This is a genomic window from Pseudomonas nitroreducens TX1 (assembly GCF_000313755.1).
Lineage (GTDB): Bacteria > Pseudomonadota > Gammaproteobacteria > Pseudomonadales > Pseudomonadaceae > Pseudomonas > Pseudomonas nitroreducens_A.
Window position 1 is genome coordinate 1 of the sequence record NZ_AMZB01000111.1, and the last position, 26,752, is coordinate 26,752.

Annotated in this window: 24 protein-coding genes; 17 read left to right on the forward strand and 7 right to left on the reverse strand. The window is 65.2% G+C overall.

From position 1 onward, the window contains the following. Window positions 1-88: 88 nt before the first annotated feature. From C167_RS0114040 to C167_RS0114055, 4 genes are read right to left on the reverse strand one after another with little or no spacing between them, the layout of a single operon-like run. The gene (locus tag C167_RS0114040) at window positions 89-985 is read right to left on the reverse strand and encodes a ChaN family lipoprotein (protein ID WP_017518909.1); all 897 of its coding nucleotides are present in this window, start codon (window positions 983-985) and stop codon (window positions 89-91) included. Window positions 986-996: 11 nt separating this feature from the next. Next, entirely contained in the window at window positions 997-1,764 is a 768-nt protein-coding gene (locus C167_RS0114045) for a heme ABC transporter ATP-binding protein (RefSeq protein ID WP_017518910.1), read from the reverse strand. Next, a complete protein-coding gene (locus C167_RS0114050) occupies window positions 1,764-2,747 on the reverse strand; it encodes a FecCD family ABC transporter permease (protein WP_085988850.1) in 984 nt (327 codons plus the stop codon). The genes C167_RS0114045 and C167_RS0114050 overlap by 1 nt, the downstream gene beginning before the upstream one ends. A 50-nt stretch (window positions 2,748-2,797) precedes the next feature. Then, window positions 2,798-3,688 carry a heme/hemin ABC transporter substrate-binding protein gene (locus C167_RS0114055; protein ID WP_017518912.1) on the reverse strand — a complete coding sequence of 297 codons (891 nt, stop codon included), beginning with the start codon at window positions 3,686-3,688 and terminating at the stop codon, window positions 2,798-2,800. Window positions 3,689-3,944: 256 nt separating this feature from the next. On the opposite strand from C167_RS0114055, the gene C167_RS0114060 reads away from it, so the two are divergent. Continuing rightward, window positions 3,945-4,271: a Rieske (2Fe-2S) protein gene (locus tag C167_RS0114060; protein WP_017518913.1), complete on the forward strand. Its 327-nt coding sequence runs from the start codon at window positions 3,945-3,947 to the stop codon at window positions 4,269-4,271. 101 nt (window positions 4,272-4,372) lie between these two features. Here the strand turns inward: C167_RS0114060 and sfsA are convergent, their stop codons facing one another. Together sfsA and C167_RS0114070 are read right to left on the reverse strand one after the other, a co-directional pair. Continuing rightward, window positions 4,373-5,080, reverse strand: coding sequence for a DNA/RNA nuclease SfsA (gene sfsA, locus C167_RS0114065; protein WP_017518914.1), 708 nt, complete (start codon window positions 5,078-5,080; stop codon window positions 4,373-4,375). After that, entirely contained in the window at window positions 5,080-6,252 is a 1,173-nt protein-coding gene (locus C167_RS0114070; RefSeq protein ID WP_017518915.1) for a pyridoxal phosphate-dependent aminotransferase, read from the reverse strand. Before C167_RS0114070 ends, sfsA begins: the two co-directional genes overlap by 1 nt. 334 nt (window positions 6,253-6,586) lie before the next feature. On the opposite strand from C167_RS0114070, the gene dksA reads away from it, so the two are divergent. From dksA to pgi, 11 genes are all read left to right on the forward strand, one after another. After that, window positions 6,587-7,030, forward strand: coding sequence for an RNA polymerase-binding protein DksA (gene dksA / locus C167_RS0114075; RefSeq protein ID WP_015478905.1), 444 nt, complete (start codon window positions 6,587-6,589; stop codon window positions 7,028-7,030). Between the two features lie 82 nt (window positions 7,031-7,112). Continuing rightward, entirely contained in the window at window positions 7,113-8,000 is an 888-nt protein-coding gene (gluQRS, locus tag C167_RS0114080; RefSeq protein WP_017518916.1) for a tRNA glutamyl-Q(34) synthetase GluQRS, read from the forward strand. Window positions 8,001-8,206: 206 nt separating this feature from the next. Further along, window positions 8,207-8,383, forward strand: a complete 177-nt coding sequence (locus tag C167_RS34105; RefSeq protein ID WP_015478907.1) for a hypothetical protein — start codon at window positions 8,207-8,209, stop codon at window positions 8,381-8,383. Beyond that, window positions 8,367-11,318: a sensor histidine kinase gene (locus tag C167_RS0114090; RefSeq protein WP_026079038.1), complete on the forward strand. Its 2,952-nt coding sequence runs from the start codon at window positions 8,367-8,369 to the stop codon at window positions 11,316-11,318. Before C167_RS34105 ends, C167_RS0114090 begins: the two co-directional genes overlap by 17 nt. A gap of 26 nt (window positions 11,319-11,344) precedes the next feature. Beyond that, window positions 11,345-12,778, forward strand: a complete 1,434-nt coding sequence (locus C167_RS0114095; protein ID WP_017518918.1) for a sigma-54-dependent transcriptional regulator — start codon at window positions 11,345-11,347, stop codon at window positions 12,776-12,778. Window positions 12,779-13,541: 763 nt separating this feature from the next. Beyond that, complete coding sequence (locus tag C167_RS0114100) at window positions 13,542-14,951, forward strand: polynucleotide adenylyltransferase PcnB (RefSeq protein ID WP_017518919.1); 1,410 nt, start codon at window positions 13,542-13,544, stop codon at window positions 14,949-14,951. Then, entirely contained in the window at window positions 14,948-15,433 is a 486-nt protein-coding gene (gene folK, locus C167_RS0114105; protein WP_017518920.1) for a 2-amino-4-hydroxy-6-hydroxymethyldihydropteridine diphosphokinase, read from the forward strand. The genes C167_RS0114100 and folK overlap by 4 nt, the downstream gene beginning before the upstream one ends. Before the next feature lie 141 nt (window positions 15,434-15,574). After that, a complete protein-coding gene (gene panB / locus C167_RS0114110; RefSeq protein ID WP_017518921.1) occupies window positions 15,575-16,372 on the forward strand; it encodes a 3-methyl-2-oxobutanoate hydroxymethyltransferase in 798 nt (265 codons plus the stop codon). Next, on the forward strand, window positions 16,372-17,223 hold the full coding sequence (gene panC / locus C167_RS0114115; RefSeq protein ID WP_017518922.1) for a pantoate--beta-alanine ligase: 852 nt from the start codon (window positions 16,372-16,374) through the stop codon (window positions 17,221-17,223). Before panB ends, panC begins: the two co-directional genes overlap by 1 nt. Window positions 17,224-17,344: 121 nt before the next feature. Beyond that, window positions 17,345-17,725, forward strand: coding sequence for an aspartate 1-decarboxylase (gene panD, locus C167_RS0114120; protein WP_017518923.1), 381 nt, complete (start codon window positions 17,345-17,347; stop codon window positions 17,723-17,725). 83 nt (window positions 17,726-17,808) lie between these two features. Beyond that, on the forward strand, window positions 17,809-19,473 hold the full coding sequence (gene pgi / locus C167_RS0114125; protein ID WP_017518924.1) for a glucose-6-phosphate isomerase: 1,665 nt from the start codon (window positions 17,809-17,811) through the stop codon (window positions 19,471-19,473). A gap of 42 nt (window positions 19,474-19,515) precedes the next feature. On the opposite strand, the gene C167_RS0114130 is transcribed toward pgi, so the two are convergent. Next, the gene (locus C167_RS0114130; protein WP_026079039.1) at window positions 19,516-20,490 is read right to left on the reverse strand and encodes a GlxA family transcriptional regulator; all 975 of its coding nucleotides are present in this window, start codon (window positions 20,488-20,490) and stop codon (window positions 19,516-19,518) included. Window positions 20,491-20,592: 102 nt separating this feature from the next. Here C167_RS0114130 and C167_RS32555 point away from each other — a divergent pair, with 102 nt between their 5' ends. The 5 genes from C167_RS32555 to C167_RS0114155 all read left to right on the forward strand — a co-directional run bounded on the left by C167_RS32555 (window position 20,593) and on the right by C167_RS0114155 (window position 26,725). Beyond that, window positions 20,593-21,681: a DJ-1/PfpI family protein gene (locus tag C167_RS32555; RefSeq protein WP_017518926.1), complete on the forward strand. Its 1,089-nt coding sequence runs from the start codon at window positions 20,593-20,595 to the stop codon at window positions 21,679-21,681. Window positions 21,682-21,742: 61 nt separating this feature from the next. Then, window positions 21,743-23,680: an acetate--CoA ligase gene (gene acs / locus C167_RS0114140; protein ID WP_017518927.1), complete on the forward strand. Its 1,938-nt coding sequence runs from the start codon at window positions 21,743-21,745 to the stop codon at window positions 23,678-23,680. Window positions 23,681-23,762: 82 nt separating this feature from the next. After that, window positions 23,763-24,641: an oxygenase MpaB family protein gene (locus C167_RS0114145; protein WP_017518928.1), complete on the forward strand. Its 879-nt coding sequence runs from the start codon at window positions 23,763-23,765 to the stop codon at window positions 24,639-24,641. A 98-nt stretch (window positions 24,642-24,739) separates the two neighbouring features. Beyond that, window positions 24,740-25,918 (forward strand): acetyl-CoA C-acetyltransferase, encoded by a 1,179-nt coding sequence (locus tag C167_RS0114150; RefSeq protein ID WP_017518929.1) that lies wholly within the window; start codon window positions 24,740-24,742, stop codon window positions 25,916-25,918. Window positions 25,919-26,110: 192 nt separating this feature from the next. After that, on the forward strand, window positions 26,111-26,725 hold the full coding sequence (locus C167_RS0114155) for a response regulator transcription factor (protein ID WP_017518930.1): 615 nt from the start codon (window positions 26,111-26,113) through the stop codon (window positions 26,723-26,725). The last annotated feature ends 27 nt before the right edge of the window (window positions 26,726-26,752 follow it).

The following is a 26,752-nucleotide window of genomic DNA, read 5'->3' on the forward strand; positions in this document are numbered from 1 at the left end:
ACCCGGCACTTTGCCGGGTCTTTTTTTGCCCGCGATTTTCGTCGCCGCCGTCATTCACACCCCTCTGAAAAAGGGCCTTTCGGCCCTTTCAATTCCTGCCGCGCATCTGCGCGCAGTAATCCTTCGGCGGCTGCCCCGGTGTGTACCAGACAAAATCCGCTTGCGCCGGCTCAACCGCCCTGCCCACTTCCGCCAGCATCACCACCCTCAGCCCTTGAGCGGCATCCAGGTCCTGCAAATGCAGAGGAACGCCGAGATCGCGGCGCGCATGGAAGCCGCCAGCAATCAGCAGGGCAGGTTCTGGCGCGGCCTTCAAGCGCTCGGCCAGGCGCCGGTCACGTTGTTGTTGCACGGCCAGCATCGCCGGCAGCTGGCTGTCCGGCAGCAGGCCACAATGGGAATCACGGATGTCCTGCAACAGCGCATCGCGCACCGAAGCGGCCGTGGAGGCTGGGCCCTGCAATTGGGGCTTGCTCCGGTAGATGTCCACGATCTCGCTGCGATCCAGATTGGCCGTCAGCAGCGGCGTCGGCTGTTTCACCAGCCAGGTCACCAACGGACCGTATTGCGACCAATCCCAGCCCGGCTGCCAGTGCAGCGCACCGATCAGGTCGCCCGGCGTATCACCCTTTGCCGCCGAAGACTGGGCGGCGGTGACCGCGCCCTGCTGATCGGGATTGAGCATTTCCAGCAGCGCGCTGCCACCTGGGCGGCGCTCGGCCAGTGCGCGCGCCAGCCAGAGTTCGAGTGCATGGTGGTCGGGGTTGTCGTGCTGCTCGCCGACTATCACTCGCGGCGCGGCAGCGAGCCGGTCGAGCAGTTGCGCCGGCGAAAGCTGTTCACCGTTGCGCAGGTCGCGGATCACACCGAGTTCGGCATTGTCGCGTCCTTCCGGACTCTGCCAGACCGGCACCGGCGGCGCCGCCACCTGACTTTGACAGGCAGCCAGGAAAGCCAGCAGCGGGACCAGCAGGACCTTGTTCATGGCGACTCCTTTCAGCGCGCGATGATCAGCGGATGGCCGCGTTCCGGGTGCTCCTGCACCAGCACCTCGAGGCCGAAGACCGTGCGCAGCGGCTCGGCCTGCAGCACGTCGCGCGGCGTGCCGAGCAGATGCGCGCGCGCCTCGTGCAGCAGCAACAGGCGATCACAGTATCGCGCTGCAAGGTTCAGGTCATGCAGGATCACCAGCACCGCCGCGCCGCGCCCGGCGAACTCACGCACTGCCTGCAGCGTGGTGTGCTGGTGCAGCGGGTCGAGGGCCGAGGTCGGCTCATCCAGCAGCAGCACCTGCTCCGTTCCTCCCGGCCAGAGTTGCGCCAGCACGCGGGCAAGGTGGACCCGCTGACGCTCGCCACCGGATAGCGCCAGGTAGTTGCGCCCGGCCAGGTGCGAGGCGTCGGCGGCGGCCATGGCTTCGCGGATGATTTCTTCGTCGCGCTGACGGCCACTGTCGTGGGGCAAGCGCCCGAACCCCACTACGGCCTCAACGGGGAACGCGAAGCTCAGCGAGGAAGATTGCGGCAGTATGGCCAGCCGGCGCGCTCGCCCGGTACCTTGCCAGGACTCCAGCGGGCGACCATCGAGGCTCACCGATCCACCGGCCAGCGGCAGCTCACCGTTCATCGCGCCGAGCAGGGTGCTCTTGCCCGCACCGTTAGGGCCGAGGACGCCGAGCACTTCGCCCGGGTGCAGCGTCACGCTGACATCCTGCAGAACGGTCTGCGTACCGCGCTTCACCAGCAGCTTGTCTGCACACAGCATCAGCAACGCCCCCGGATCAGCAGGTAAAGGAAGAACGGCGCGCCGATCAGCGCGGTAACGATGCCGATCGGCAGTTCCGCCGGCGCCAACGCCAGCCGCGCGATCAGGTCGGCGAGTAGCAGCAGGATTGCACCTGCGAACATCGAGGCTGGCAGCAGAACGCGATGATCCGGGCCGACGATCAGGCGCAGCAGGTGCGGCACCACCAGACCGATGAAGCCGATCATCCCGGCGGCGGCCACTGCCGCCCCGACGCCCAGCGCGGTGCAAAGGATCAGTTCGACTTTCAGCCGCTCGACATCGAAGCCCAGGTGACGCGCTTCGGATTCGCCCAGCAGCAACGCATTCAAGGCATTCGCCCGGCGCGGCAGCCAGCAGGCCACCAGCAGGGTGATCAGCAGCAGCGGCCACAGCCGCGGGTAGCTCGCGCCGTTAAGGCTGCCGAGGTTCCAGAACGTCAGCGTGCGCAGCGTGGCGTCATCCGCGAGATAGGTGAAGAGGCCGATCAGCGCTCCCGCCAGCGCGGTCAGTGCGACACCGGCGAGCAGCATGGTCGCCACGCTGGTCTGGCTGTTATGACGCCCCAAGCGGTAAACCAGCGCCGTTACCAGCAGGCCGCCAGTAAAGGCGCATGCAGACAGCAGGTAAGGAGCGAAAGCCTCCGGCAAGCCACCGATGGATGCACCGAAGACAATGGCGATCGCAGCCCCCAGCGCGGCGCCGCTGGAAACACCGATCAGGCCGGGGTCGGCCAGCGGGTTGCGGAACAGCCCCTGCATCGCCACGCCAGCCAGCGCCAGCACACCGCCGGCAGCTATACCCAGCAGGGTGCGCGGCAGTCGAATCTGCCCGACGATCAGCTCGGCCTGGCCAAGGCCATCAACGGAGACGGGCAACCCGAGCATGTACGCCAGCGCGCGCAGCGTATCGCCCAGCGGCAAACTCACCGGCCCGAGAGCCAGCGAGAGCCAGACGACCAGCAGCAGGAGGAAACCGAGGAACAGAAACAGCGGTCGAGCGGTCACGATCCGGGTCAAGGACGACTTTCCGTGTTCAGGGCCTGGGCGGAAGGATAAAAGCCCCGGGAGAGGCTAGCCAGCCCGTCGGGGATACGCGGCCCCAGGCCACCGACCAGCAGGGTCGGGTCAAGCACCAGCACGCGGCCGTCACGCAGCGCGCGGGTCGACGCCAGCCCGGGGTTCTGCCGGGTCAGAGCGGCGCGGGCCTGGTCACCGTCCAGGGCGCGATCACTGAGCACCAGCACCTGCGGGTTCAGCGCGGCGAGGGCTTCGGTCGACAGCGCCCTGTAACCGCGGTGGGTCGCCAGGTTCCGGCCGCCGGCGTGCTGGATCAGCCAGTCACCGGAAGTGTCGTGCCCGGCCACCAGCAGATTGCCTCCGGCGCGCCCGACCAGCAGAACGACGCCGGGCTCGGTTTGTGCGGATTGGGCCTTCTTCACCCAGGCGCTGTGGGCGACGAGGCGTGCGTCGAAGTCGGTCGCCATCTGCCTGGCCCTGTCCGGCGCACCGAGCAATGCGCCCAGACGTCGAAGGGTGTCGCGCAGGGTGCTTTCATCAGCCTTGGCCGACAGGGTCTCGATCCGCACCCCAGCAGCACGCAATTGTTGTAGCACCGGGGGCGGCCCCATTTCTTCGCTGCCCAGCAGGATGTCCGGCTTCAACTCGAGGATGCCTTCGGCGGTCAGTTGCCGCTGGTAGCCAATCTTCGGCAGCGCTTGGAGCGATGCGGGGTGCAGGCTGGTGGTGTCGACACCCACCAGCTTGGCCTCGCCGCCCAGGGCGACGACCCATTCGCTCAATGAGCCGCCGGCGCTCACCCAGCGTTGCGGCAACGGTTCGGCCAAGGCGCTGGCGGCAGCGATGCAGAGGCCGGCCAGCAGCGCGCGTGCAGTCAGAGTATTCATCGCAATCTTCCTCGATCGACGGTGCCGCGGCGCCGCGGCATGGGCGAACCTTGCCACAGGAAAAACTTGAAATCTATTTGATAATTATTTGCATTAAAATCCGACCAAGCTTAAGGTCTGTGCCGTTTTCGAGGCAATGCACTCGCTCAGCTTCGAACAGCACGACTTCCGCACACGGAGGTGCGCCCTCTTCCGGTGTCGACGTCGCCGCGCGGATAATGTCCGCCTGTGATGCCGTACCCGAATGGAAAACCGCATGATCCTGCTCTGCGCCCCGCATGACCTGGCCGAAGGCCAGAGCCGGGGCTTCAAGGCCGCTGGCCTGAATCTCTTCGCCGTGCGCCGCCAGGGTCGCGTCTACGCCTATCGTAACAGCTGTCCGCATCGGGAGATCCCGCTGGGCTACGATGCCGAGCAGTATCTCGATGGCAGCGGCCGCCTGCTGCAATGCGGCCACCATGGCGCGCTCTTCCTGATCGAGACCGGCGAGTGCATCCAGGGGCCGTGCCTGGGGGATGTGCTTGAAGCGCTGCCCTGCCGGGAAGATGAGCAGGGCGTCTGGCTGGAGGACGTTCGCGAGTAGCACTGAGTCCGAGCGGGTTCGCGAGCAAGCTCGCTCCTACGAAGAGCCGCTCGGTGTGTGCCTGTAGGAACGAGCTTGCTCGCGAACCGCCCTGCCCGGAACTACAGCAGCACCTTCAACGGCCGCTCCAGGCAGATTTCCTGTGTATCGATCCTTGCCCCATACGCCAGCACTTCCACCCCGGCGGTATGGGCCTCCGCCAGCGCAGAGTTGTAGGCCGGATCGATCTCCATCGCCGGGCGCACCGCTTCGATATCCGACAGGTTCACCGCATACAGCAGCACCGCACGCATGCCGTCGCGCGCCAGCGCCGCCAGTTCGCGCAGGTGTTTCGCGCCGCGCTGGGTAACAGCGTCGGGGAAGGCCGCGACCGTGGTGCCGTCGAAACCCAGCGTCACGCTCTTCACTTCCACGTACACCGGCCTGCCGGCGTACATGAGCCGGAAGTCGGCGCGACTGTTCTCCTGCCCGTAGGCCACTTCGCGGCGCAACTCGTCGAAGCCGGCGAGTTCAGCCACCCGTCCGGCGAGCAGCGCTTCTTCCACCAGCCGGTTGGCCCGTCCGGTGTTCACGCAGGCCAGGCGGCCCTGTGGGGTTTCCACCAGTTCCCAGGTCCCCGGCAGCTTGCGCTTGGGGTCATCGGAGCGGCTGAACCAGACCCGGCAGCCCTCGCTCATGCAGTTGAGCATCGAGCCGGTATTCGGGCAGTGGATGGTGAGCTGCTCGCCGCTGGCGGTTTCGATGTCCGCCAGGAAGCGTTTGTAGCGCTTGATCAGGCGCGCCTCGATCAGCGCAGGCTCGAAGCGCATCAGGGACGCCAGGTCTTCAGGCCGCGGGCGATGCGCTCCACTGCCTGCTGCAGGCGTTCGACGCTCTGCGTGTAGGCGAAACGCACATGGTGCGACGCCTGGTAACGCCCGAAGTCGATGCCCGGCGTGAAGGCCACGTGCTCGGTCTCGATGAAGTGCTGGCAGAAGGTGAAGGCGTCGCCGCCGAAGGCGCTGATATCCGCATACAGATAAAAGGCGCCCTCCGGCTCCACCGCGATACCGAAGCCCAGTTCGCGCAGCGCCGGCAGCAGGTAGTCGCGGCGGCGGCGGAACTCCTCGCGGCGCTCCTCGAGAATCGCCAGGGTCGCCGGCTCGAAGCAGGCGAGCGCTGCATGCTGGGCCATGCTCGGCGCGCTGATGTAGAGGTTCTGCGCCAGCTTCTCCAACTCGCCCACCGCCTCCTGCGGCGCCACCAGCCACCCCAGGCGCCAGCCGGTCATGCCGAAATATTTGGAGAAACTGTTGAGGACGAAGGCATCGTCATCCACTTCCAGCACGCTGGGCGCGTCGATGCCGTACGTCAGGCCGTGGTAGATCTCGTCCACCACCAGATGGCCGCCGCGAGCCTTGAGCGTGGACGACAGCGCCGCGAGTTCATCCTTATGCAGCAGGGTGCCGGTAGGATTCGCCGGCGATGCGACCAGAGCGCCTACACTGTCCTGATCCCAGTGCCGTTCGATGAGCTCCGGAGTGAGCTGGTAACGGCTCTCCGGGCCAACCGGCACCAGTTGCGCGGCGCCTTCCACCAGGCGCAGGAAGTGGCGGTTGCACGGGTAGCCCGGATCGGCCAGCAGCCAGTGCTTGCCCGGGTCTACCAGCAGGCTGCTGGCCAGCAGCAGGGCGCCGGAACCGCCGGGTGTGACGAGAATGCGTTGCGGATCGACCGACAGGCCGTAGCGCTGGGCATAGAAGCCGGCGATGGCTTCGCGCAGCGCCGGCAGGCCACGTGCGGCGGTATAGCGCGTGTGACCATTTGCCAGGGCCTTCTGCCCCGCCTCGACGATGGGCGCGGCGGTGGTGAAGTCCGGCTCGCCGATCTCCAGGTGGATGACGTCGTGGCCCGCGGCCTGCAACTCGTTGGCCCGCGCCAGCAACGCCATGACGTGGAAGGGTTCGATGGCGCGGCTGCGCGCACTGAAGGTGGTGGCCATGGAATATTCCGAACTTTGCGACAGAGCCAGGATTCTAACAGGCCACTGATGAATTCTGGGCGGCCGCGCCTGCAATGCGCAGCTTCCCGGAACGTGCAGGCTTCGTCTGGCGAACGCCGACGATCCTGCTCAGGTTTGCAGAAAAGCCCACTGGCGATGACCGGTGGGTCGCGGACCTGTCGATCAGGTCATGTGCGGGTACTGGCAGGCTCGATAACCGGGAGTAGCATCGCGGTTATCGTTCTGGTAAGTTCGCCCGCTGCGAGCGCGGGGCCGGCGGTGCCGGAGAGGGACCATCCGCGAGAGGATTAGCGAGAGTGAGAGGCGGTCATCCATGCCCACCAAAGCAAAGCAACAGAGCAGCCAACTGATTCGTGGCTTCGAGCCCTACCAGGAAACCAAGGGCGAGGAGTACATGAGTGATCGCATGCGCGCGCACTTCACCTCCATCCTCAACAAATGGAAAGTTGAGCTGATGGAAGAAGTGGACCGCACTGTGCACCACATGCAGGACGAAGCGGCGAACTTCCCGGATCCGGCCGACCGTGCCAGCCAGGAAGAAGAGTTCAGCCTCGAGCTGCGCGCCCGCGACCGCGAGCGCAAGCTGATCAAGAAGATCGACGAGACCCTGCAACTGATCGAAGACAACGACTACGGCTGGTGCGATTCCTGCGGCGTCGAGATCGGCATCCGTCGTCTGGAAGCCCGCCCCACCGCCACCCTGTGCATCGACTGCAAGACCCTGGCGGAAATCAAGGAAAAGCAGCTGGGCTCCTGAGCCTGGTTGAACCGGAACGGGGCGCTGCGGCGCCCCGTTCCGTTTCTGTGCCTTGCAGATAATCTTCCAGCAGAGAGGCTCCATGCCCGCTTCCCGCTACGTCGGACGCTTCGCCCCCACACCCAGCGGCTACCTGCACTTCGGCTCGCTGGTCGCCGCCGTGGCCTCCTACCTGGATGCGCGTGCGGTAGGCGGCAAGTGGCTGGTGCGCTTGGAAGACCTCGACCCGCCGCGGGAAATGCCTGGCGCCCAGGCGGCCATCCTGGAGACACTCGAACGCTACGGCTTCGAATGGGACGGGCCGGTGGAACGCCAGAGCGAGCGTCACGCCGCCTACGCCGCGCAGGTCGAGCAATGGCTGCGCAGCGGCCTGGCCTATGCCTGCACCTGCTCGCGCAAGCAGCTCGAAGGCAGCAACGGCATCTATCCCGGCACCTGCCGCGACGCCCAGCATGACTGGCACGGCGAGGTCGCCATCCGCATCCGCGTGCCGGAGTTGGACTACCGCTTCACCGATCGCCTGCAGGGCGAATTCCACCAGCACCTGGGCCGCGAGGCTGGCGACTTCATCATCCGCCGCCGCGACGGCCTGTTCGCCTATCAGTTGGCCGTGGTGCTGGATGATGCCTGGCAGGGTGTGACGGACATCGTTCGCGGTGCCGACCTGCTGGACAACACCCCGCGCCAGCTCTACCTGCAGGAATTGCTGGGCATCGCCGCCCCGCGTTACCTTCACGTACCGCTGATCGTCCAGCCCGACGGGCACAAGCTCGGCAAGTCCTACCGCTCGCCGCCGCTCGAAGCCGACCAGGCCGCCCCGCTGCTGGTACGCGCCCTCAAGGCGCTGGGCCAGCAACCGCCCACCGAGCTGCGGCAGGCTACGCCGCATGACGTGCTGGCCTGGGGCATCGGGCACTGGAATGCCGACGCCATCCCCCATTGCCTGACACTGGAAGACGCACGGCTCTAGACTGTTGAAGCAAGGCCGCTGCGCGCGGACTGCCTCGCTGTAGGAGCGAGCTTGCTCGCGAACAAGCCCCACAGCGGGGTTCAGGATCGCGAGCTCGTTCGCTGATACAGGACCTGCCGAGCATTCGGCGCAAGGTGGGCCGGCGGCCGGCTTGCCGGCAACCGTGTGCACAGGTAGCCTGCCCGCCGAACCCAGAGAGAGACGACATGTACATCTACCGACTGGTGTTGCTCCTGGTCGTGGGCATCTACCTGTTCTCACCGGCCATCATGGACTGGTGGATCGATCCCCACGGCGCCTGGTACCGCCCCTATCTGCTGTGGCTGATCCTGATCGTCGTCACCTTCATCCTGCAGAGCCAGCGCGATGCTGACGAGCTTTAGCCTCACCCAGCTGATCCTGATCAGCGCCTCCTACCTGATGGTCCTGTTCGGCGTCGCCTGGATTACCGAGCGCGGCTTCATCCCGCGCCGGCTGGTGCGCCATCCGCTGATCTACACCCTGTCGCTGGGCGTGTACGCCAGCGCCTGGGCCTTCTATGGCACGGTCGGGCTGGCCTACCAGTACGGCTACGGCTTCCTGGCGATCTACCTGGGCGTCTCCGGCGCCTTCCTGCTCGCACCGGTGCTGCTCTATCCGATCCTGCGGATCACGCGGGCCTACCAGCTGTCGTCGCTGGCCGACCTGTTCGCCTTCCGCTTCCGCAGTACCTGGGCCGGCGCACTGACCACACTGTTCATGCTGATCGCCGTGCTGCCAATGCTGGCGCTGCAGATCCAGGCGGTGACCGACTCGATCAGCATCCTCACCCGCGAATCCGAGCCCAATCGCGCGGCACTGGCCTTCTGTGCGCTGATCACCCTGTTCGCCATCCTCTTCGGCGCCCGCCATATCGCCACCCGCGAGCGCCACGAAGGGCTGGTGATGGCGATTGCCTTCGAATCGCTGGTGAAGCTGGTGGCGCTCTGCTCCATCGGCCTGTTTGCCCTCTACGGCGTGTTCGGCGGCCCGGACGGCCTGGAAGTCTGGCTGCTGCAGAACCAGGAGGCACTGAGCACCCTGCACACCCCGCTGGCCGAAGGGCCGTGGCGCACGTTGCTGCTGGTGTTCTTCGCCGCAGCCATCGTGATGCCGCACATGTTCCACATGACCTTCACGGAAAACCTCAACCCGCGCTCGCTGCTCAGCGCCAGCTGGGGCCTGCCGCTGTTCCTGCTGCCGATGAGCCTGGCGGTGCCACCGATCCTCTGGGCCGGCCTGCACCTGGGCGCCTCGACCAACCCGGAATACTTCACCCTCGGCCTGGGCATCTCGGTAGACAGCCCGGCCCTGGCCCTGACCGCCTTCATCGGCGGCATCTCCGCCGCCAGCGGGCTGATCATCGTGATGACCCTGGCGCTCTCGGGCATGGTGCTCAACCACCTGGTGCTGCCGCTCTACCAACCGCCGGCCGAAGGCAACATCTACCGCTGGCTGAAGTGGACCCGTCGCGCGCTGATCGCTGCGATCATCATGGCCGGTTATGCCTTCTACCTGGTGCTGGGCGCCGAGCAGGACCTGTCGAACCTGGGGATAGTTTCCTTCGTCGCCACCCTGCAGTTCCTTCCCGGCGCACTGGCCGTGCTCTACTGGCCCACCGCCAACCGCCGCGGCTTCATCGCAGGGCTCGTGGCGGGCATGCTGGTGTGGGGCGCCACCATGCTTACCCCGCTGGTGGCGAACCTGCAGAGCATCTACGTACCGATGTTCAACTCGCTGTACGTGCTCGACGACACCACCTGGCACCTTGCGGCGCTGGCCTCGCTGGCGGCCAACGTGCTGGTGTTCACCCTCGTCTCGCTGTTCACCGAAGCCAGCGATGAAGAGAAAGGGGCCGCCGAAGCCTGCGCCGTCGACAATGTGCGCCGTCCGCAGCGCCGCGAACTGATCGCCGTCTCCCCGCAGGAATTCGCCAGCCAGTTGGCCAAGCCGCTGGGCGCGAAGACCGCCCAGCGCGAAGTGGAACAGGCGCTGCGCGACCTGCACCTGCCTTTCGACGAGCGCCGCCCCTACGCCTTGCGCCGTCTGCGCGACCGCATAGAAGCCAACCTTTCCGGCCTGATGGGCCCCAGCGTGGCGCAGGACATGGTGGAAACCTTCCTGCCCTACAAGGCCAACAGCGAAAGCTACGTCACCGAAGACATCCACTTCATCGAGAGCCGGCTGGAGGATTACCACTCCCGGCTCACCGGCCTTGCCGCCGAGCTCGATACGCTGCGCCGCTACCACCGCCAGACCCTGCAGGACCTGCCCATGGGCGTCTGCTCGCTGGCCAAGGACCAGGAAATCCTCATGTGGAACCGCGCCATCGAGGAGCTCACCGGGGTCAGCGCACAACGCGTGGTCGGCTCGCGCCTGGCCGCCCTGCCCGATCCCTGGCGCGGCCTGCTGGAAGGTTTCATCGACGCCCCAGACGAGCACCTGCACAAGCAGCGCCTGTCCATCGAGGGCCAGACCCGCTGGCTGAACCTGCACAAGGCGGCGATCGAGGAGCCCCTCGCGCCCGGTAACAGTGGTCTGGTGCTGCTGGTCGAAGACCTCACCGAAACCCAGTCCCTGGAAGACAAGCTGATCCACTCCGAACGCCTCGCCTCCATTGGCCGCCTGGCCGCCGGTGTCGCCCACGAGATCGGCAACCCCATCACCGGAATCGCCTGCCTGGCGCAAAACCTGCGGGAGGAGCGCGAAGGCGACGGCGAGCTGACCGAGATCAGCGGGCAGATCCTCGAACAGACCAAGCGCGTATCGCGTATCGTGCAGTCCTTGATGAGCTTCGCCCACGCCGGCGGCAAACAGGTCGCAGCCGAACCGGTATGCCTGGCGGACGTCGCCCAGGAAGCCATCGGCCTGCTGTCACTGAACAAACGCAGCGTCGACGTGCAGTTCTTCAACCTGTGCAACCCCGAACACTGGGTGGAAGGCGACTCCCAGCGCCTGGCGCAGGTACTGATCAACCTGCTGTCCAATGCCCGCGACGCCTCTCCGCCCAACGGCGCGATCCGCGTACGCAGCGAAGCTAGCGAGCAGACCATCGACCTGATCGTCGAGGACGAAGGCAGCGGAATTCCCAAGTCGATCATCGACCGCCTGTTCGAGCCCTTCTTCACCACCAAGGACCCGGGCAAGGGGACCGGCCTGGGCCTCGCACTGGTCTATTCGATCGTGGAAGAGCATTATGGGCAAATCACCATAGACAGCCCGGCTGACCCCGAACGCGAATGCGGAACCCGCATCAGCGTCACCTTGCCGCGGCATCCTGGCCCGACGGCCGAGCAGTAAACGAGCACGTCGAGAGAGCTGAATACATGGCACATATCCTCATCGTCGAAGACGAAACCATCATCCGTTCCGCCCTGCGACGATTGCTCGAGCGCAACCAGTACCAGGTCAGCGAGGCTGGCTCGGTGCAGGAAGCACAGGAGCGTTACAGCATCCCGTCGTTCGACATGATCGTCAGCGACCTGCGGCTGCCCGGCGCACCCGGCACCGAACTGATCAAGCTGGCCCAGGGCACCCCGGTGCTGATCATGACCAGCTACGCCAGCCTGCGCTCGGCGGTGGACTCGATGAAGATGGGCGCGGTGGACTACATCGCCAAACCCTTCGACCACGACGAGATGCTCCAGGCCGTGGCACGCATCCTCAAGGATCGCCAGGAGAACCGTAACGCTCCCGAAGCCCGCGGTAACGCCAAGGCCGCCGAGCGTAGCAGCGGTAACACCGCCCCCGCGGACGGCGAGATCGGCATCATCGGCTCCTGCGCACCCATGCAGGAGCTCTACACCAAGATCCGCAAGGTCGCACCCACCGATTCCAATGTGCTGATCCAGGGCGAATCCGGTACCGGCAAGGAACTGGTCGCCCGCGCGCTGCACAACCTGTCCAAGCGCACCAAGGCGCCGCTGATCTCGGTGAACTGCGCGGCGATTCCGGAGACCCTGATCGAATCCGAACTGTTCGGCCACGAGAAAGGCGCGTTCACCGGCGCCAGCGCAGGCCGTGCGGGCCTGGTGGAAGCGGCCGACGGCGGCACCCTGTTCCTCGACGAGATCGGCGAGCTGCCGCTCGAAGCCCAGGCGCGTCTGCTGCGCGTGCTGCAGGAAGGCGAAATCCGCCGGGTCGGCTCGGTACAATCGCAGAAGGTCGACGTACGCCTGATCGCCGCGACCCACCGCGACCTGAAAATGCTGGCCAAGACCGGCCAGTTCCGCGAAGACCTCTATTACCGCCTGCACGTCATCTCGCTGAAGCTTCCGCCCCTGCGCGAGCGCGGCCCCGACGTGATGGAGATCGCCCGCTCCTTCCTGGCGCGCCAGTGCTCCCAGATGGGGCGCCCGGCGCTGACCTTCTCCCACGAGGCCGAACAGGCCATCCGTCACTACCCGTGGCCGGGTAACGTGCGCGAACTGGAGAACGCCATCGAGCGCGCGGTGATCCTCAGCGAAGGCCAGGAAATCCCCGCCGACCTGCTGGGCATCGATATCGAACTGGATGACCTGGACGACGACTTCGGCGACGACGGCGACCTGCGCCCCGCCAGCGGCAGCGCCAGCAACCACGAGCCCACCGAGGACCTGTCGCTGGAGGACTACTTCCAGCACTTCGTCCTCGAGCACCAGGACCACATGACCGAGACCGAACTGGCCCGCAAGCTGGGTATCAGCCGCAAATGCCTCTGGGAACGTCGCCAGCGCCTGGGCATCCCGCGCCGCAAGTCCGGGGCGTCGGCCGATTCATAAGACGTTTCACACTGTTACCGCGGACATGCTCCGTAACAGAAGCCGGGTTCATCGGTAACGGAAACCCGGCTTTTTTGTGCCTGTCGTTCGAGGGCTGATCCTCGCAAACCCTTGAAAAACAAGGATTCTCAAAAGTTGGCACGGCATCTGCTTTGTTATTGGCACAACAACAATAACAAGCACGACCACTCACAATAAGAACAAGACGAAACGACTCCAGCACAACAAAAACAAGATCGCGGAGGCGCAGCTAACTGATTCTTTTGGAGAAGGGTAGCCGTCGGGACCAGTCCCGCAACCAGTCGAGAAGAATAAAACTGTCTTGAGACAGCACGCAAAACTGGTTGGATCGCAAGATCATTGCTCACTCAGCGACCAAAGCAATCCGTTTGCTATTGAACACCTTCCAAGTGTGGAAGGTTCCCCGAAGCAGGTAGCTTCGAGGGTCGGGTCTACAAACAAAAACAACAAGCCCGGTAATCATAATAAAAACAAAGCACGCACCTATTTGGGGGGGAGCCTCGGCTCCCCCAGTAGCTTTCGCTACACCCTCCCGCGCTCTCCCCGCAAGTCCCTTTCTTCACTTTTCTTCATCATCCCACCCCACGATGCTAGAATCGCCGCGGCGCAGACGGCATTCGATTTGCTGCCATTTGTTTCAAGGCAGCGGCAGACACCCGCTATCCTCCAGGAAACGCCGTAATCAGGCGGCTTGCCGAGACCTGCGTATGCCATCCATACACCTATTCCCGATAGTGCACACATGCTGAAAAAGCTGATCCAGTCCATCCGATCCCCACTGCGCCGTCCGCGCGCTGTCCGCACCACTCCGGAAGTCGTTGGCAATCATCAGCACTCGCTGCGGCGAGAACAGTTCAGCAGGAACGCGGTGAACGTCGTGGAGCGCCTGACCAAGGCCGGCTACCAGGCGTACATCGTCGGCGGAGGCGTACGAGACCCACTACTGGGTATTCCGCCCAAGGACTTCGACGTGGCCACCAGCGCCACCCCCGAGCAGGTGCGTGCCGAATTCCGCAACGCGCGGGTGATCGGCCGCCGTTTCAAGCTAGTCCACGTCCATTTCGGCCGCGAGATCATCGAAGTTGCCACCTTCCGCGCCAACCATCCGGTCACCGAAGACGACGACACCGATAACGTCAACGCCTCCCGCAACGAGGCCGGTCGCATCCTGCGCGACAACGTCTACGGCACCCTGGAAGACGACGCCCAGCGCCGCGACTTCACCATCAACGCCCTGTACTTCGACGTCACCGGTGAGCGCATCCTCGATTACGCCCATGGCGTGCGCGACATCCGCAACCGCCTGATCCGCCTGATCGGCGACCCCGAGCAGCGTTATCTCGAAGACCCGGTGCGTATGCTGCGCGCTGTGCGCTTCGCCGCCAAGCTGGACTTCGAGATCGAGAAGCACAGCGCCGCGCCGATTCGCCGCCTGGCGCCGCTGCTCAACGAGATTCCCTCCGCCCGCCTGTTCGACGAAATCCTCAAGCTGTTCCTGAGCGGCAAGGCCGAGCGCACCTTCGAACTGCTCAACGAGTACGACCTGTTCGCCCCGCTGTTCCCGGCGAGCGCCAAGGCGTTGAAGGACAACCCCGAGTACGCCGGCAAGCTGATGCGCCAGGCCCTGGCCAACACCGACGAGCGCATCCGCCTGGGCAAGCCGGTCACCCCGGCCTTCCTGTTCGCCGCGCTGCTCTGGCCGGCCCTGCCGGCCCGCGTGCTGAAGCTTCAGGACCGTGGCATGCCGCCCATTCCGGCGATGCAGGAAGCTGCTCACGAGCTGATCCTCGAGCAATGCCGCCGCACCGCAGTGCCCAAGCGCTTCACCATCCCGATCCGCGAGATCTGGGACATGCAGGAACGCCTGCCGCGCCGCCAGGGCAAGAAAGCCGACCTGCTGCTGGAGAACCCGCGCTTCCGCGCCGGCTACGACTTCCTCCTGCTGCGCGAAAGCGCCGGCGAGGAAACCGGTGGCCTGGGCGACTGGTGGACCGATTACCAGGAGGCCAGCGATGGCGAACGCCGCGGCATGATCCGCAACCTGGCCAGCCAGCAGGAAGAAGGCGGCACCGCGGCACCGCGCAAACGCCGCCGGGGCGGCAGCAACCGTCGTCGCCGCGGTCCGCGCACCGAAGGCGCCAGCAGCGAATGAGCGAGCGCGTGTACATCGGGCTCGGCAGCAACCTTGCCGAGCCGCGCCAGCAGCTGGAAGCCGCGCTGAAGGCGCTGTCGCAGGTCCCCGCCACCAAGGTGGCGGTGGTCTCCCCGCTCTACGCCAGCGATCCGCTGGGCCCGCCGGACCAGCCGCGCTACGTCAACGCCGTGGCCGCCCTGGATACCGACCTGGAGCCGCTCGCGCTGCTCGACGCCCTGCAGACCATCGAGCTGGAGCAAGGCCGAGTCCGCAAGGACGAACGCTGGGGCCCGCGCACCCTCGATCTCGATATCCTGCTGTTCGGCGATCGCCTGATCGACGAGCCGCGCCTGAAGGTGCCGCATTACCACATGCAAGCCCGCGCCTTCGTGCTCTACCCGTTGGCGGACCTCGCCCCGCAACTGCGCTTCCCTGACGGGCGTACCCTGCCCGCGCTGCTCGCCGCCTGTCCGTTCAGCGGCCTCGAACGCCTGTCCTGAGGCATGCTGCGCCCCAGGCGTGGGGCGCACTGGCAGTAACGCCGTAACAGTCCGGTAACACCTGCAATTGACTTAGCCTTTTTCGATCCGGACTATAGGGCCCCGTTTGCCCCTGCCCGGCGCAGAACCGAGGACACTTTCATGCCTGATGTCACCCTGACCACCCTGCAAGGTCTCAAGCAAAGCGGCGAAAAGATCGCGATGCTGACCGCCTACGATGCCACTTTCGCCCACGCGGCCAGTCTGGCCGGTGCCGAAATGCTGCTGATCGGTGACTCCCTGGGTATGGTGCTGCAAGGTCACGACAGCACACTGCCGGTGACCGTTGAGGACATGGCCTACCACACCGCCGCCGTGAGGCGCGGAAACAAGGGCGCGCTGATCGTCACCGACCTGCCGTTCGAGTCCGGCACCTCGCTGGACCAGTTGCTGCGCGACTCGGTGAAGGTCATGCAGGCCGGCGCCCACATGGTCAAGCTCGAGGGCGGCTCCTGGCTCGCCGAGCCGATCATCCGCCTGGCCCAGATGGGCATCCCAGTGTGCGCGCACCTGGGGCTCACGCCCCAGGCTGTCAACCTGTTCGGCGGTTTCAAGGTCCAGGGCCGCCAGGAAGCCCAGGCGCGCCAGCTGCGTGCCGACGCCATCGCCCTGGAGCAGGCCGGCGCCGCCATGCTGCTGCTGGAGTGCGTACCGTCCGCGCTGGCCCAGGAAATCACCGAAGCGGTGAAGATCCCGGTCATCGGTATCGGCGCCGGTGCCGGCACCGACGGCCAGGTACTGGTGATGCACGACATGCTGGGCCTGTCGCTGTCCGGCCGTTCGCCGAAGTTCGTGAAGAACTTCCTCGACGGCCAGCCGGACATCCAGTCGGCCTTCGCCGCCTATGTGAAGGCCGTGAAGGACGGCACATTCCCCGGCCCGGAGCACGGTTTCGCCTGATGAATACAGTCAAGACAGTCCGCGAGCTGCGCGCCGCCGTGGCGCGCGCGCGCAGCGAGGGCAAGCGCATCGCGCTGGTGCCGACCATGGGCAACCTGCACGCCGGCCACGCCGCGCTGGTGACCAAGGCCAGCCAGCGCGCCGACTTCGTGGTGGCGAGCATCTTCGTCAACCCGCTGCAGTTCGGCCCCAGCGAAGACCTGGACAAGTACCCGCGCACCCTTGCCGCCGACCAGGAAAAGCTGCTCGGCGCCGGCTGCCACCTGCTGTTCGCCCCCACCGTCGAGGAAATGTACCCCGACGGCATGGAAGGCCAGACCAGGCTGCATGTCACCGGTGTCTCCGAAGGGCTTTGTGGCGGCAGCCGTCCAGGCCACTTCGACGGCGTCGCCACGGTGGTATGCAAGCTGTTCAACATGGTCCAGCCCGACATGGCGCTGTTCGGCGAGAAGGACTTCCAGCAACTGGCGGTGATCCGCAAGCTGGTGCGCGACCTCAATCTGCCCATCCAGATCTTCGGTGAGCCGACCGTGCGCGCCGAGGACGGCCTCGCCCTGTCGTCGCGCAACGGTTACCTCACCGAGGAGCAGCGCGCCGTCGCCCCCGTGCTGCAGCGCACCCTGCAGCAACTGGCCGAGCGTATCCGCCACGGCGAGCGCGACTACCCCGCGCTGCTGGCTGACGGGCGCCAGCAAATCGAAGCAGCGGGCTTGCGCATCGATTACCTCGAAGCCCGCGAATCCGCCGGTCTGCGCCCTGCAACGGCTCAGGATCATCAGCTGGTGATTCTGGTTGCCGCCTTCCTGGGCAGCACCCGGCTGATTGACAACCTCGCCTTCCACATCGACTGATTCCCCGACGAGACCCGAATTTTCGCCTCGAAGCCGCGCCAGTCGCGGCATTGAGCGACTTCGGGTGCTCGGGCATACTCGCCACGCTCTCCTTGACCAGAAGAAAAACAGGAGCCACGCCATGCAGAGCATCATGCTCAAAGCCAAACTGCACCGCGCTGAAGTCACTCACGCCGTGCTCGACTATGAAGGCTCCTGCGCCATCGACGGCGAATGGCTCGACCTCGCCGGTATCCGCGAGTACGAACAGATCCAGATCTACAACGTCGACAACGGCGAACGCTTTACCACCTACGCCATCCGTGGCGAGGAAGGGTCGCGGATGATTTCCGTCAACGGCGCCGCTGCCCACAAGGCCAAGGTGGGTGACCGGGTGATCATCTGCGCGTACGCTCAGTTCAGTGACGCCGAGCTGGAAGGCTACCAGCCGCGTATGCTGTACATGGCGCCAGGCAATGAACTCAGCCACACCAGCAACGCCATCCCGGTCCAGCTCGCCTGACCGACAAGAAAAGCCCGGAACCACCGGGCTTTTTTCAAGTTCGAAAGCTCGTTCAACACGCACGTCTTACCCGAAGGTATGTCATGGAACACCACCTCACCCCGCTGGACGCCACCAAACTGAACAGTTGGCAGGCGCTGGCCGCTCACCGCCAGGAACTGCAGAACTTCACCATGCGCGAAGCGTTCGCCCAGGACCCGGAGCGCTTCAAGCGCTTCTCCCTGAGCGCCTGTGGGTTGTTCCTCGACTTTTCCAAGAACCTGATTCGCCAGGACACCCTGAACCTGCTGGTCAAGCTCGCGGAAGAAGCGAAGCTCGGTGAAGCTATCCAGGCGATGTTCGATGGCAAAGTGATCAACGCTTCCGAACGCCGCCCGGTGCTGCATACCGCGCTGCGCCGTCCGATTGGCGACAAGGTGATGGTGGAAGGCCAGGACGTGATGCCCGAAGTGCACCGCGTGCTGCACCAGATGACCGAGCTGGTCGCCGCCGTGCACAACGGCCTTTGGCGCGGCTACACCGAGAAGCCGATCACCGACGTGGTGAACATCGGCATTGGTGGGTCCTTCCTCGGCCCGCAGCTGGTTTCCGAAGCGCTGCTGCCCTTCGCCCAGAAAGGCGTGCGTTGCCACTACCTGGCGAATATCGACGGCAGCGAATTCCGTGAGATGACCGCCAAGCTCAACGCCGAGACCACGCTGTTCATCGTCTCGTCGAAATCCTTCAGCACCCTGGAGACGTTGAAGAATGCCCAGGCCGCTCGCGCCTGGTATCTGGCACAGGGCGGCAGCGAGGCGGAGCTGTACCGTCACTTCATCGCGGTATCGAGCAACAAGGAAGCCGCCGCGGCCTTCGGCATCCGCCCGCAGAACGTGTTCCCGATGTGGGACTGGGTCGGCGGCCGTTACTCGCTGTGGTCGGCCATCGGCCTGCCGATCGCCATGTCGGTGGGCATCAACAACTTCAAGGAGCTGCTGTCCGGCGCCCACAGCATGGACCAGCACTTCCTCAGCTCGCCGTTCGAGAAGAACATCCCGGTGCTGCTGGGCCTGCTCGGCGTCTGGTATGGCGATTTCTGGGGCGCGCGCAGCCACGCTATCCTGCCCTATGACTACTACCTGCGGAACATCACCGACCACCTGCAGCAGCTGGACATGGAGTCCAACGGCAAGAGCGTGCGCCAGGACGGCTCGCCGGTTTCCGCCGGCACCGGCCCGGTGATCTGGGGCGGCGTAGGCTGTAACGGCCAGCACGCCTACCACCAGCTGCTCCACCAGGGCACCCACTTGATACCGGCCGACTTCATTGTCCCGGTTTCCAGCTACAACCCGGTGGCCGATCACCACCAGTGGCTGTACGCCAACTGCCTGTCGCAGAGCCAGGCGCTGATGGTCGGCAAGAGCCGCGCTGAAGCCGAAGCCGAGTTGCGTGCAAAAGGCGTGGACGAAGCCGAAGTGCAGCGCCTGGCACCGCACAAGGTGATCCCGGGCAACCGTCCGAGCAACACCCTGGTCATGGAGCGCATCAGTGCCCGCCGCCTGGGCGCGCTGATCGCCATGTACGAGCACAAGGTCTACGTACAGAGCATCCTCTGGGGCATCAACGCCTTCGACCAATGGGGCGTGGAACTGGGCAAGGAGCTGGGCAAGGCCGTCTACGGCCGTCTGGTCGGCAGCGAGGAAAGCGCCGCCGAGGACGGTTCCACCCAGGGTCTGATCGACTTCTTCCGCGGTCGTCACCGCGGCTGACGGCGAAGCGGACGGGTGCGCGCCTGCGCATCCGTCCCACTTCTAGCGGCAGAAGCGCTGCCGGTATTCCCCGGGCGTCACGCCCAGCGCCTGCATGAAGGCGCGTCGCAAGTTGTACTCGCTGCCAAAGCCCGCGTGCTGCGCCACGCGCTTGAGCGTCGACTCTCCCGCCTCCAGCAACTGACTGGCCTTTTCCAGACGCAACTGCAGCAGCAGCTTCGCCGGCGTCATGCCCACCTCTGCCTGGCAATGCCGATGCAGGGTGCGCGAGGACATGGCCATCCACGCAGCCATGTCCTCGACATCGAGCGGCTGAGCCAGCCGCTCCCGCAGCCACTCCACCAGGCGCTCCATCTGCCCGCCCGGCGGTGCCTGCTGCGCCAACAGTTCGGCACTGAACTGGCGTTGCCCGCCCGGGCGGCGCAGATACATCACCAATCCCCGGGCAACCCGTAGCGACAGCTCGCGGCCGTGATCCTCCTCCACCAGGCTCAGGCACAGGTCCATCCCGGCAGTCACACCAGCGGAGCTGTAGAACTTCGCGTCGCGGACGAAAAGGGCGTCGTGCATCACCCGCAAGCGCGGAAACAGTCGCTGTAGTAATTCGGCGTAGCGCCAGTGGGTCACCACCGGTCGGCCATCCAGCAGCCCCGCCTGCGCCAGCAGGAAGGCCCCGGTGCATACCGAACCACAGCGTGCAGCGTGGGGCTCCGCCTGCGCCAGCCAGCGCGCAACGTCGCCCTTCTGCATGGCTGCCTGTACTCCGAAACCGCCCGCCACCAGCAGCGTGCTACCCGCTGCCTCCTGCGGCTCTGGCAACCCCCGGGTGGCCAACTCCAGCCCGGTGCTGGAGCGAACCAGGCCGCCACCGGGAGATATCGCCTCAATCTGGTAAGCGTGGCGGGTAACGATTGGCAACTGCTCGTCCACTGCCGCAAACACGTCGGCCGGTCCGGTGGCATCGAGCAGTTGGAAGTCAGGGAAGACCACTATCAGCACGCGGTGAGGAGCGTTCATCGAGGCAAATCCATCGCAGACGATTGGCAGATATTCAACCATCAGTGTCAGAAGTGACAGACCTCTGCGCTGCAGCATGGAAATCCCATCCCGGAGACGATCATGCGCACTTTCCTGCTGTTCCTCTTGCTGCTCTTCTGCGTTCCCGTCCAGGCCGACGATGAGACGCTTGCGCCCTTTCAACCACGCTTCGGCCGCGAACGCCCGGTCATTGCCGTCGTCGCCCAGAACAACATGACCGAGCTGGCGGACTACGTCGTCCCGCTCGGCGTACTGCGCCGCGCGGGCGTGGCGGAAGTGTTCGCCCTCGCCACCGCGTCCGGCCCGGTTCACCTGATGCCCGCCCTGAGACTCCAGCCACAGGCCACCCTGGAAGCGTTCACGCAGCGTTATCCACAGGGCGCAGACTACCTGATCGTGCCCGCCGTGCATGACAGCGAAGATTCCGCGCTGCTGGCCTTCGTCCAGCAACAGGCCAGCAAAGGTGCAACCATCGTCGGCATCTGCGACGGCGTGCTGGTACTGGGCAATGCCGGGTTGTTGCGCGGACGGCGCGCCACCGGCCATTGGTACTCGCGCAATCAGCGCCTGGAGGACTACCCCGACGCTCGCTGGGAAGAAAATCGCCGCTATGTAGTCGATGGCCAGGTGGTCACCACTTCCGGTGTTACCGCTGCGCTACCGGTATCGCTCGCACTGGTGGAAGCCATCTCGGGCAAACCAAAGGCCGCCGCGCTCGCCAGAGAGTTCGGCATGCGGGACTGGTCGCCCCGCCACGACAGCCAGCGCTTTGCCCTGGGAGCCAGCGACTACCTGGTCGCAGCTGGGAACTACCTCGCCTTCTGGAGCCACGAAACCTTCAGCGTCCCGCTACAACCCGGTTTCGATGAGGTCAGCCTGGCACTGGCCACGGATGCCTGGGCGCGAACTTTCCGCACCGAAGCAAAGGGGCACGCTGCACAACCGGTCACCAGTCGCGGCGGCCTGTTGTTCCTTCCGGAACCGACGGATGAGCTTTCCCGCCTGCCGGCGCTCGACAGTACCGCGATCCAGACTCTGGACAGCACTCTCGACGCCATTTCCCGGCGCTACGGCGAATCGACCCGGCGCCTGGTCGCCGCCCAGCTGGAATATGCCCCGCCTGAACGATCCATCCCGCTGGCGCGTCGAAACAACATGGACAACCCTTGAACCCGCCTGGCCTTGGATGCACCCTTGGGGCATCCGGGCTAAACAACAACAAGGAATCCCCATGCATGAGATCAGCCTTCACCCCGTGCCGGAGGCCGTGCGCAAGCGTGCCTACCTCGACAACGACGCCTACCAGCGCCTCTACCAGCAGTCGGTAGACGACCCGGAAGCCTTCTGGGGCGAGCAGGCCAAGGCCTTCCTCGACTGGTTCAAGCCCTGGCACTCGGTGCATCACGGCGACCTCGCCAAAGGCCAGGCCACCTGGTTCAAGGGCGGTCAGCTCAACGTCACCTACAACTGCATCGATCGCCACCTGGAACAGCGCGGCGAGCAGGTCGCTATCATCTGGGAAGGCGACAACCCGGCCGAATCCGCCAACATCACCTACCGCAAGCTGCACAGCCACGTCTGCCGCCTGGCCAATGTGCTCAAGAGCCGCGGCGTGGAGAAAGGCGACCGGGTCTGCATCTACATGCCGATGATTCCGGAAGCCGCCTACGCCATGCTGGCCTGCGCACGGATCGGAGCGATCCACTCGGTGGTATTCGGCGGCTTCTCCCCGGATGCCCTGCGCGATCGCATCAACGATGCCGACTGCCGCACCGTGATCACCGCCGACGAAGGCGTGCGCGGCGGCAAGTACATCCCGCTGAAGAAGAACGTCGAAAAGGCCCTGGCGGACTGCCCGAACGTCTCCTCCGTGGTAGTGGTCGAGCGTACCCAGGGCGAAATCCCCTGGGTCGAAGGCCGCGACATCTGGTATCACGAGGCCCTGCGTGAGGCCAGCGAGGACTGCGCGCCCGAGCCGATGGACGCCGAGGACCCGCTGTTCATCCTTTACACCTCAGGCTCCACCGGCAAGCCCAAGGGTGTGTTGCACACCACCGGCGGCTACCTGCTGGGCGCGGCGATGACCCACAAGTACGTATTCGACTACCACGAAGGCGATATCTACTGGTGCACCGCGGACGTGGGCTGGGTCACCGGCCACAGCTACATCGTCTACGGCCCGCTGGCCAACGGCGCGACCACCCTGATGTTCGAGGGCGTGCCGAACTACCCCGACGCCTCGCGCTTCTGGCAGGTGATCGACAAGCACCAGGTGAACATCTTCTACACCGCGCCAACCGCGATCCGCGCGCTGATGCGCGAAGGCGATGCTGCGGTGCGCAAAACCCAGCGCAACAGCCTGCGCCTGCTCGGCTCGGTAGGCGAACCGATCAACCCGGAAGCCTGGGAGTGGTACTACGAGGTGGTCGGCGAAAAACGCTGCCCCATAGTCGACACCTGGTGGCAGACCGAGACCGGCAGCATCCTGATCACCCCGCTGCCCGGCGCCACCGACCTCAAGCCGGGCTCCGCCACCCGCCCCTTCTTCGGCGTGCAGCCGGTGCTGCTGGACGAACAGGGCAAGGAAATCACCGGCCCCGGTTCCGGTGTGCTGGCCGTCAAGGCGAGCTGGCCCAGCCAGATCCGCAGCGTCTATGGCGATCACCAGCGGATGATCGATACCTACTTCAAACCCTACCCGGGCTATTACTTCACCGGCGACGGCGCGCGCCGCGACGAGGACGGCTACTACTGGATCACCGGCCGCGTGGACGACGTGATCAACGTTTCCGGGCACCGCATCGGCACCGCCGAGGTGGAGAGCGCGCTGGTGTTGCACGACTCGGTCGCCGAGGCGGCGGTGGTCGGCTACCCCCACGACCTCAAGGGCCAGGGCATCTACGCCTTCGTCACCACCATGAGCGGCATCGAGCCCAGCGACACCCTGAAGCAGGAACTGCTGGCCCTGGTGAGCAAGGAGATCGGCAGCTTCGCCAAGCCGGAGATGCTGCAGTGGGCGCCGGGCCTGCCCAAGACCCGTTCGGGCAAGATCATGCGGCGCATCCTGCGCAAGATCGCCTGCAACGAACTGGAGAACCTCGGCGACACCTCGACCCTGGCCGACCCCAGCGTGGTTCAGGGGCTGATCGACAACCGCCTCAACCGTTGATGCGCGCTACAGGCCGCGGGTGCAAAGATGCTAGGTTTAGAGAACAGACCTGTCGTCCTTGCCCCGAGGCCTGTCCGTCATCATGGAAACTGTCCGCCGCCATATCGAAAGCCAGGTACTGAGCCTGACCGGCCTCGCCCTGGGCGGGGTCGACTTCGAGTCGCCCAAGGGCGACCCCGGCCTGTTCGGGCCGGACTCCGTCAGCTGGAAAGTCCACGGTGACTTCAGCTCGATGCTGATCGGCGGCATCAGCGCCCTGCTCCTGCAGATGTTGCATCCGGCCGCCCTGGGCGGCGTCTGGGACCACTCCAATTTCCGCGCTGATATGCTCGGCCGCCTGCGCCGCACCGGGCAGTTCATTTCCGCCACCACCTACGGTTCGCGCAATGACGCCGAAAAACTGATCGAGCGGGTGCGACGCATCCACGCAGGTGTCCACGGCACCTTGCCCGACGGCACGTCCTATGCGGCCAGCGACCCGGATTTGCTGACCTGGGTGCACGTCGCCGAAGTCAGCTGCTTCCTCGCCTCACACCTGCGGTACTTGAATCCGGACCTTTCCGAGGAAGAGCAGGACCGTTACTACAACGAGATCGCGCTGATCGCCGAGCGTCTCGGCGCACGTAACGTACCACGCTCGCGCGCCGAGGTAGCGGCTTACCTGCAACGCATGCGCCCGCAGCTGCGCTGCGACGAACGCACCCGCGAAGTGGTCAACGTACTGTTCAACGCCCCCGCCCCCAGCTTCCTCGCCAAGCCTTTCGGCATACTCATGATGCGCGCCGGCATCGACCTGCTACCGGAGTGGGCCATGGATCAACTCGGCCTGAGCCTGGGCATCCTGCAACGTCAACTGATCCGCTCGAGCGTGCGCCGCAGCGTGCCCTTGCTGCGCTGGGCGGTACGCAATGGCTCTCTACATCGCGCTCGCCGGCGCATGGGGTTACCCCCTCTGCGCTGAAACGTGACTACCCGGTTCGGAGGGTGGTGAGCCGGCGGCGGGCATGCAACCATGGCCGTTCGCTGCGGCCCCGCCGCTCCCGACAGAGGATTCGTGTCATGCAAGAAGTCGTCATCGTCGCTGCCACCCGTACCGCCATCGGCAGCTTCCAGGGCTCTCTCTCCGCGCTGCCGGCCCATGAGCTGGGTGCTGCGGTGATTCGCAACCTGCTGCAACAGACTGGCCTGGACCCTGCGCGGGTCGACGAGGTGATCCTCGGCCAGACCCTGACCGCCGGTGCCGGCCAGAACCCGGCGCGCCAGGCGTCGATCGCCGCCGGCCTGCCCAACAGCGTACCGGCGATGACGGTCAACAAGGTCTGCGGTTCCGGCCTCAAGGCACTGCACCTCGCTGCTCAAGCCATCCGCTGCGGCGATGCCGACATCGTCATCGCCGGCGGCCAGGAAAGCATGAGCCTCGCGCCCTATGTCATGCCCGGCGCCCGCACCGGCCTGCGCATGGGGCACGCCAAGCTGATCGACAGCATGATCCAGGACGGTCTGTGGGACGCCTTCAATGACTACCACATGGGCATCACCGCCGAGAACCTGGTGGAAAAGTACGGCATCAGCCGCGAGGAGCAGGACGCCTTCGCCGCCGACTCGCAGCGCAAGGCGAGCGCAGCCATCGAAGCGGGCCGCTTCAAGGCCGAGATCACGGCCATCGAGATCCCCCAGCGCAAGGGCGACCCGCTGTGCTTCGATACCGACGAGCAGCCGCGCGCCGGGACCACTGCCGACTCCCTGGCCAAGCTCAAGCCGGCATTCAAGAAAGACGGCAGCGTCACCGCTGGCAACGCTTCCACGCTCAATGACGGCGCAGCCGCCGTGCTGCTGATGAGCGCCTCCAAGGCAAGCGAATTGGGCCTGCCCGTACTCGCCAGGATTGCCGCCTATGCCAATGCCGGGGTCGACCCGGCCATCATGGGCATCGGCCCGGTCTCGGCCACCCGCCGCTGCCTTGAAAAAGCCGGCTGGCAGCTCGCCGACCTGGACCTGATCGAAGCCAACGAGGCGTTCGCCGCCCAGGCACTGTCCGTGGGTAAGGAACTGGGTTGGGATGCTTCGAAGGTGAATGTGAACGGTGGCGCCATCGCCCTTGGTCATCCCATCGGCGCATCGGGCTGCCGCGTGCTGGTCACCCTGTTGCACGAAATGCTGCGCCGCGACGTGAGAAAAGGCCTCGCGACGCTCTGCATCGGCGGTGGACAAGGCGTAGCACTGGCGCTGGAGCGGTAACAACCTCGGACTTGCTGTGCAGAATTCACTCTGCGCAGCAAGTCTCCGCGCACGCTGGCACGGCAACCCCCTCCCAACTTGATCCCCCGCATGCTTTCGGTCCTACGCATAGGAATATTCCGTAGGTACTTGATCAACTGGTCTATCTTCAAGATCAATGCGCGCAAATCATTTGGACTCAGGGAGTCAGCTATGAAGAAACGTGTGGTGCTGATCGAGGATCACCCCGCGATGCGCCTGGCCATCCGCTCGCTGCTCGAACAGGATCCGCAGTTCGAAGTGGCACGCGAAGCGGCCGATGGCCATGGCGGCCTGGATGCAGTCCGCAAGGAACGTCCGGACCTCGTGATACTCGACCTCAACCTGCCGGGAATGGACGGCCTCGATCTATTGGCGCGTATCCATATCTTCGACGAAAACATCCGCCTGCTGGTGCTGAGCTCCCAGGATGAACGTCTTTATTCGAGCAAGGTCGAAGCGGCGGGGGCGCACGGCTTCGTCAGCAAGAACAAGGACACCAGTGCCATCCTCAACGCGGCTCGCATGTTGGTTTCGGGCTATCGGTGCTTCCCGGAAAAGGCCCTGAGCATCGACAAGAATACCGACCCGGTGTCCAGCCTCACCCCCAGAGAACTGGTCGTATTGCGCAGCCTGGTAAGGGGCATGAGCAACAAGGACATCGCCGAAGAGCTGTTCCTCAGCCAGAAAACCGTCAGCACCTACAAGACACGTATTCTCGAGAAGCTGAACCTGGAAAGCCTCGTGGACCTGGTGGAATTTGCCCGCACCCATCGCCTGAACGACTGACAGACATCACTGAAAACTGCGTCCGAA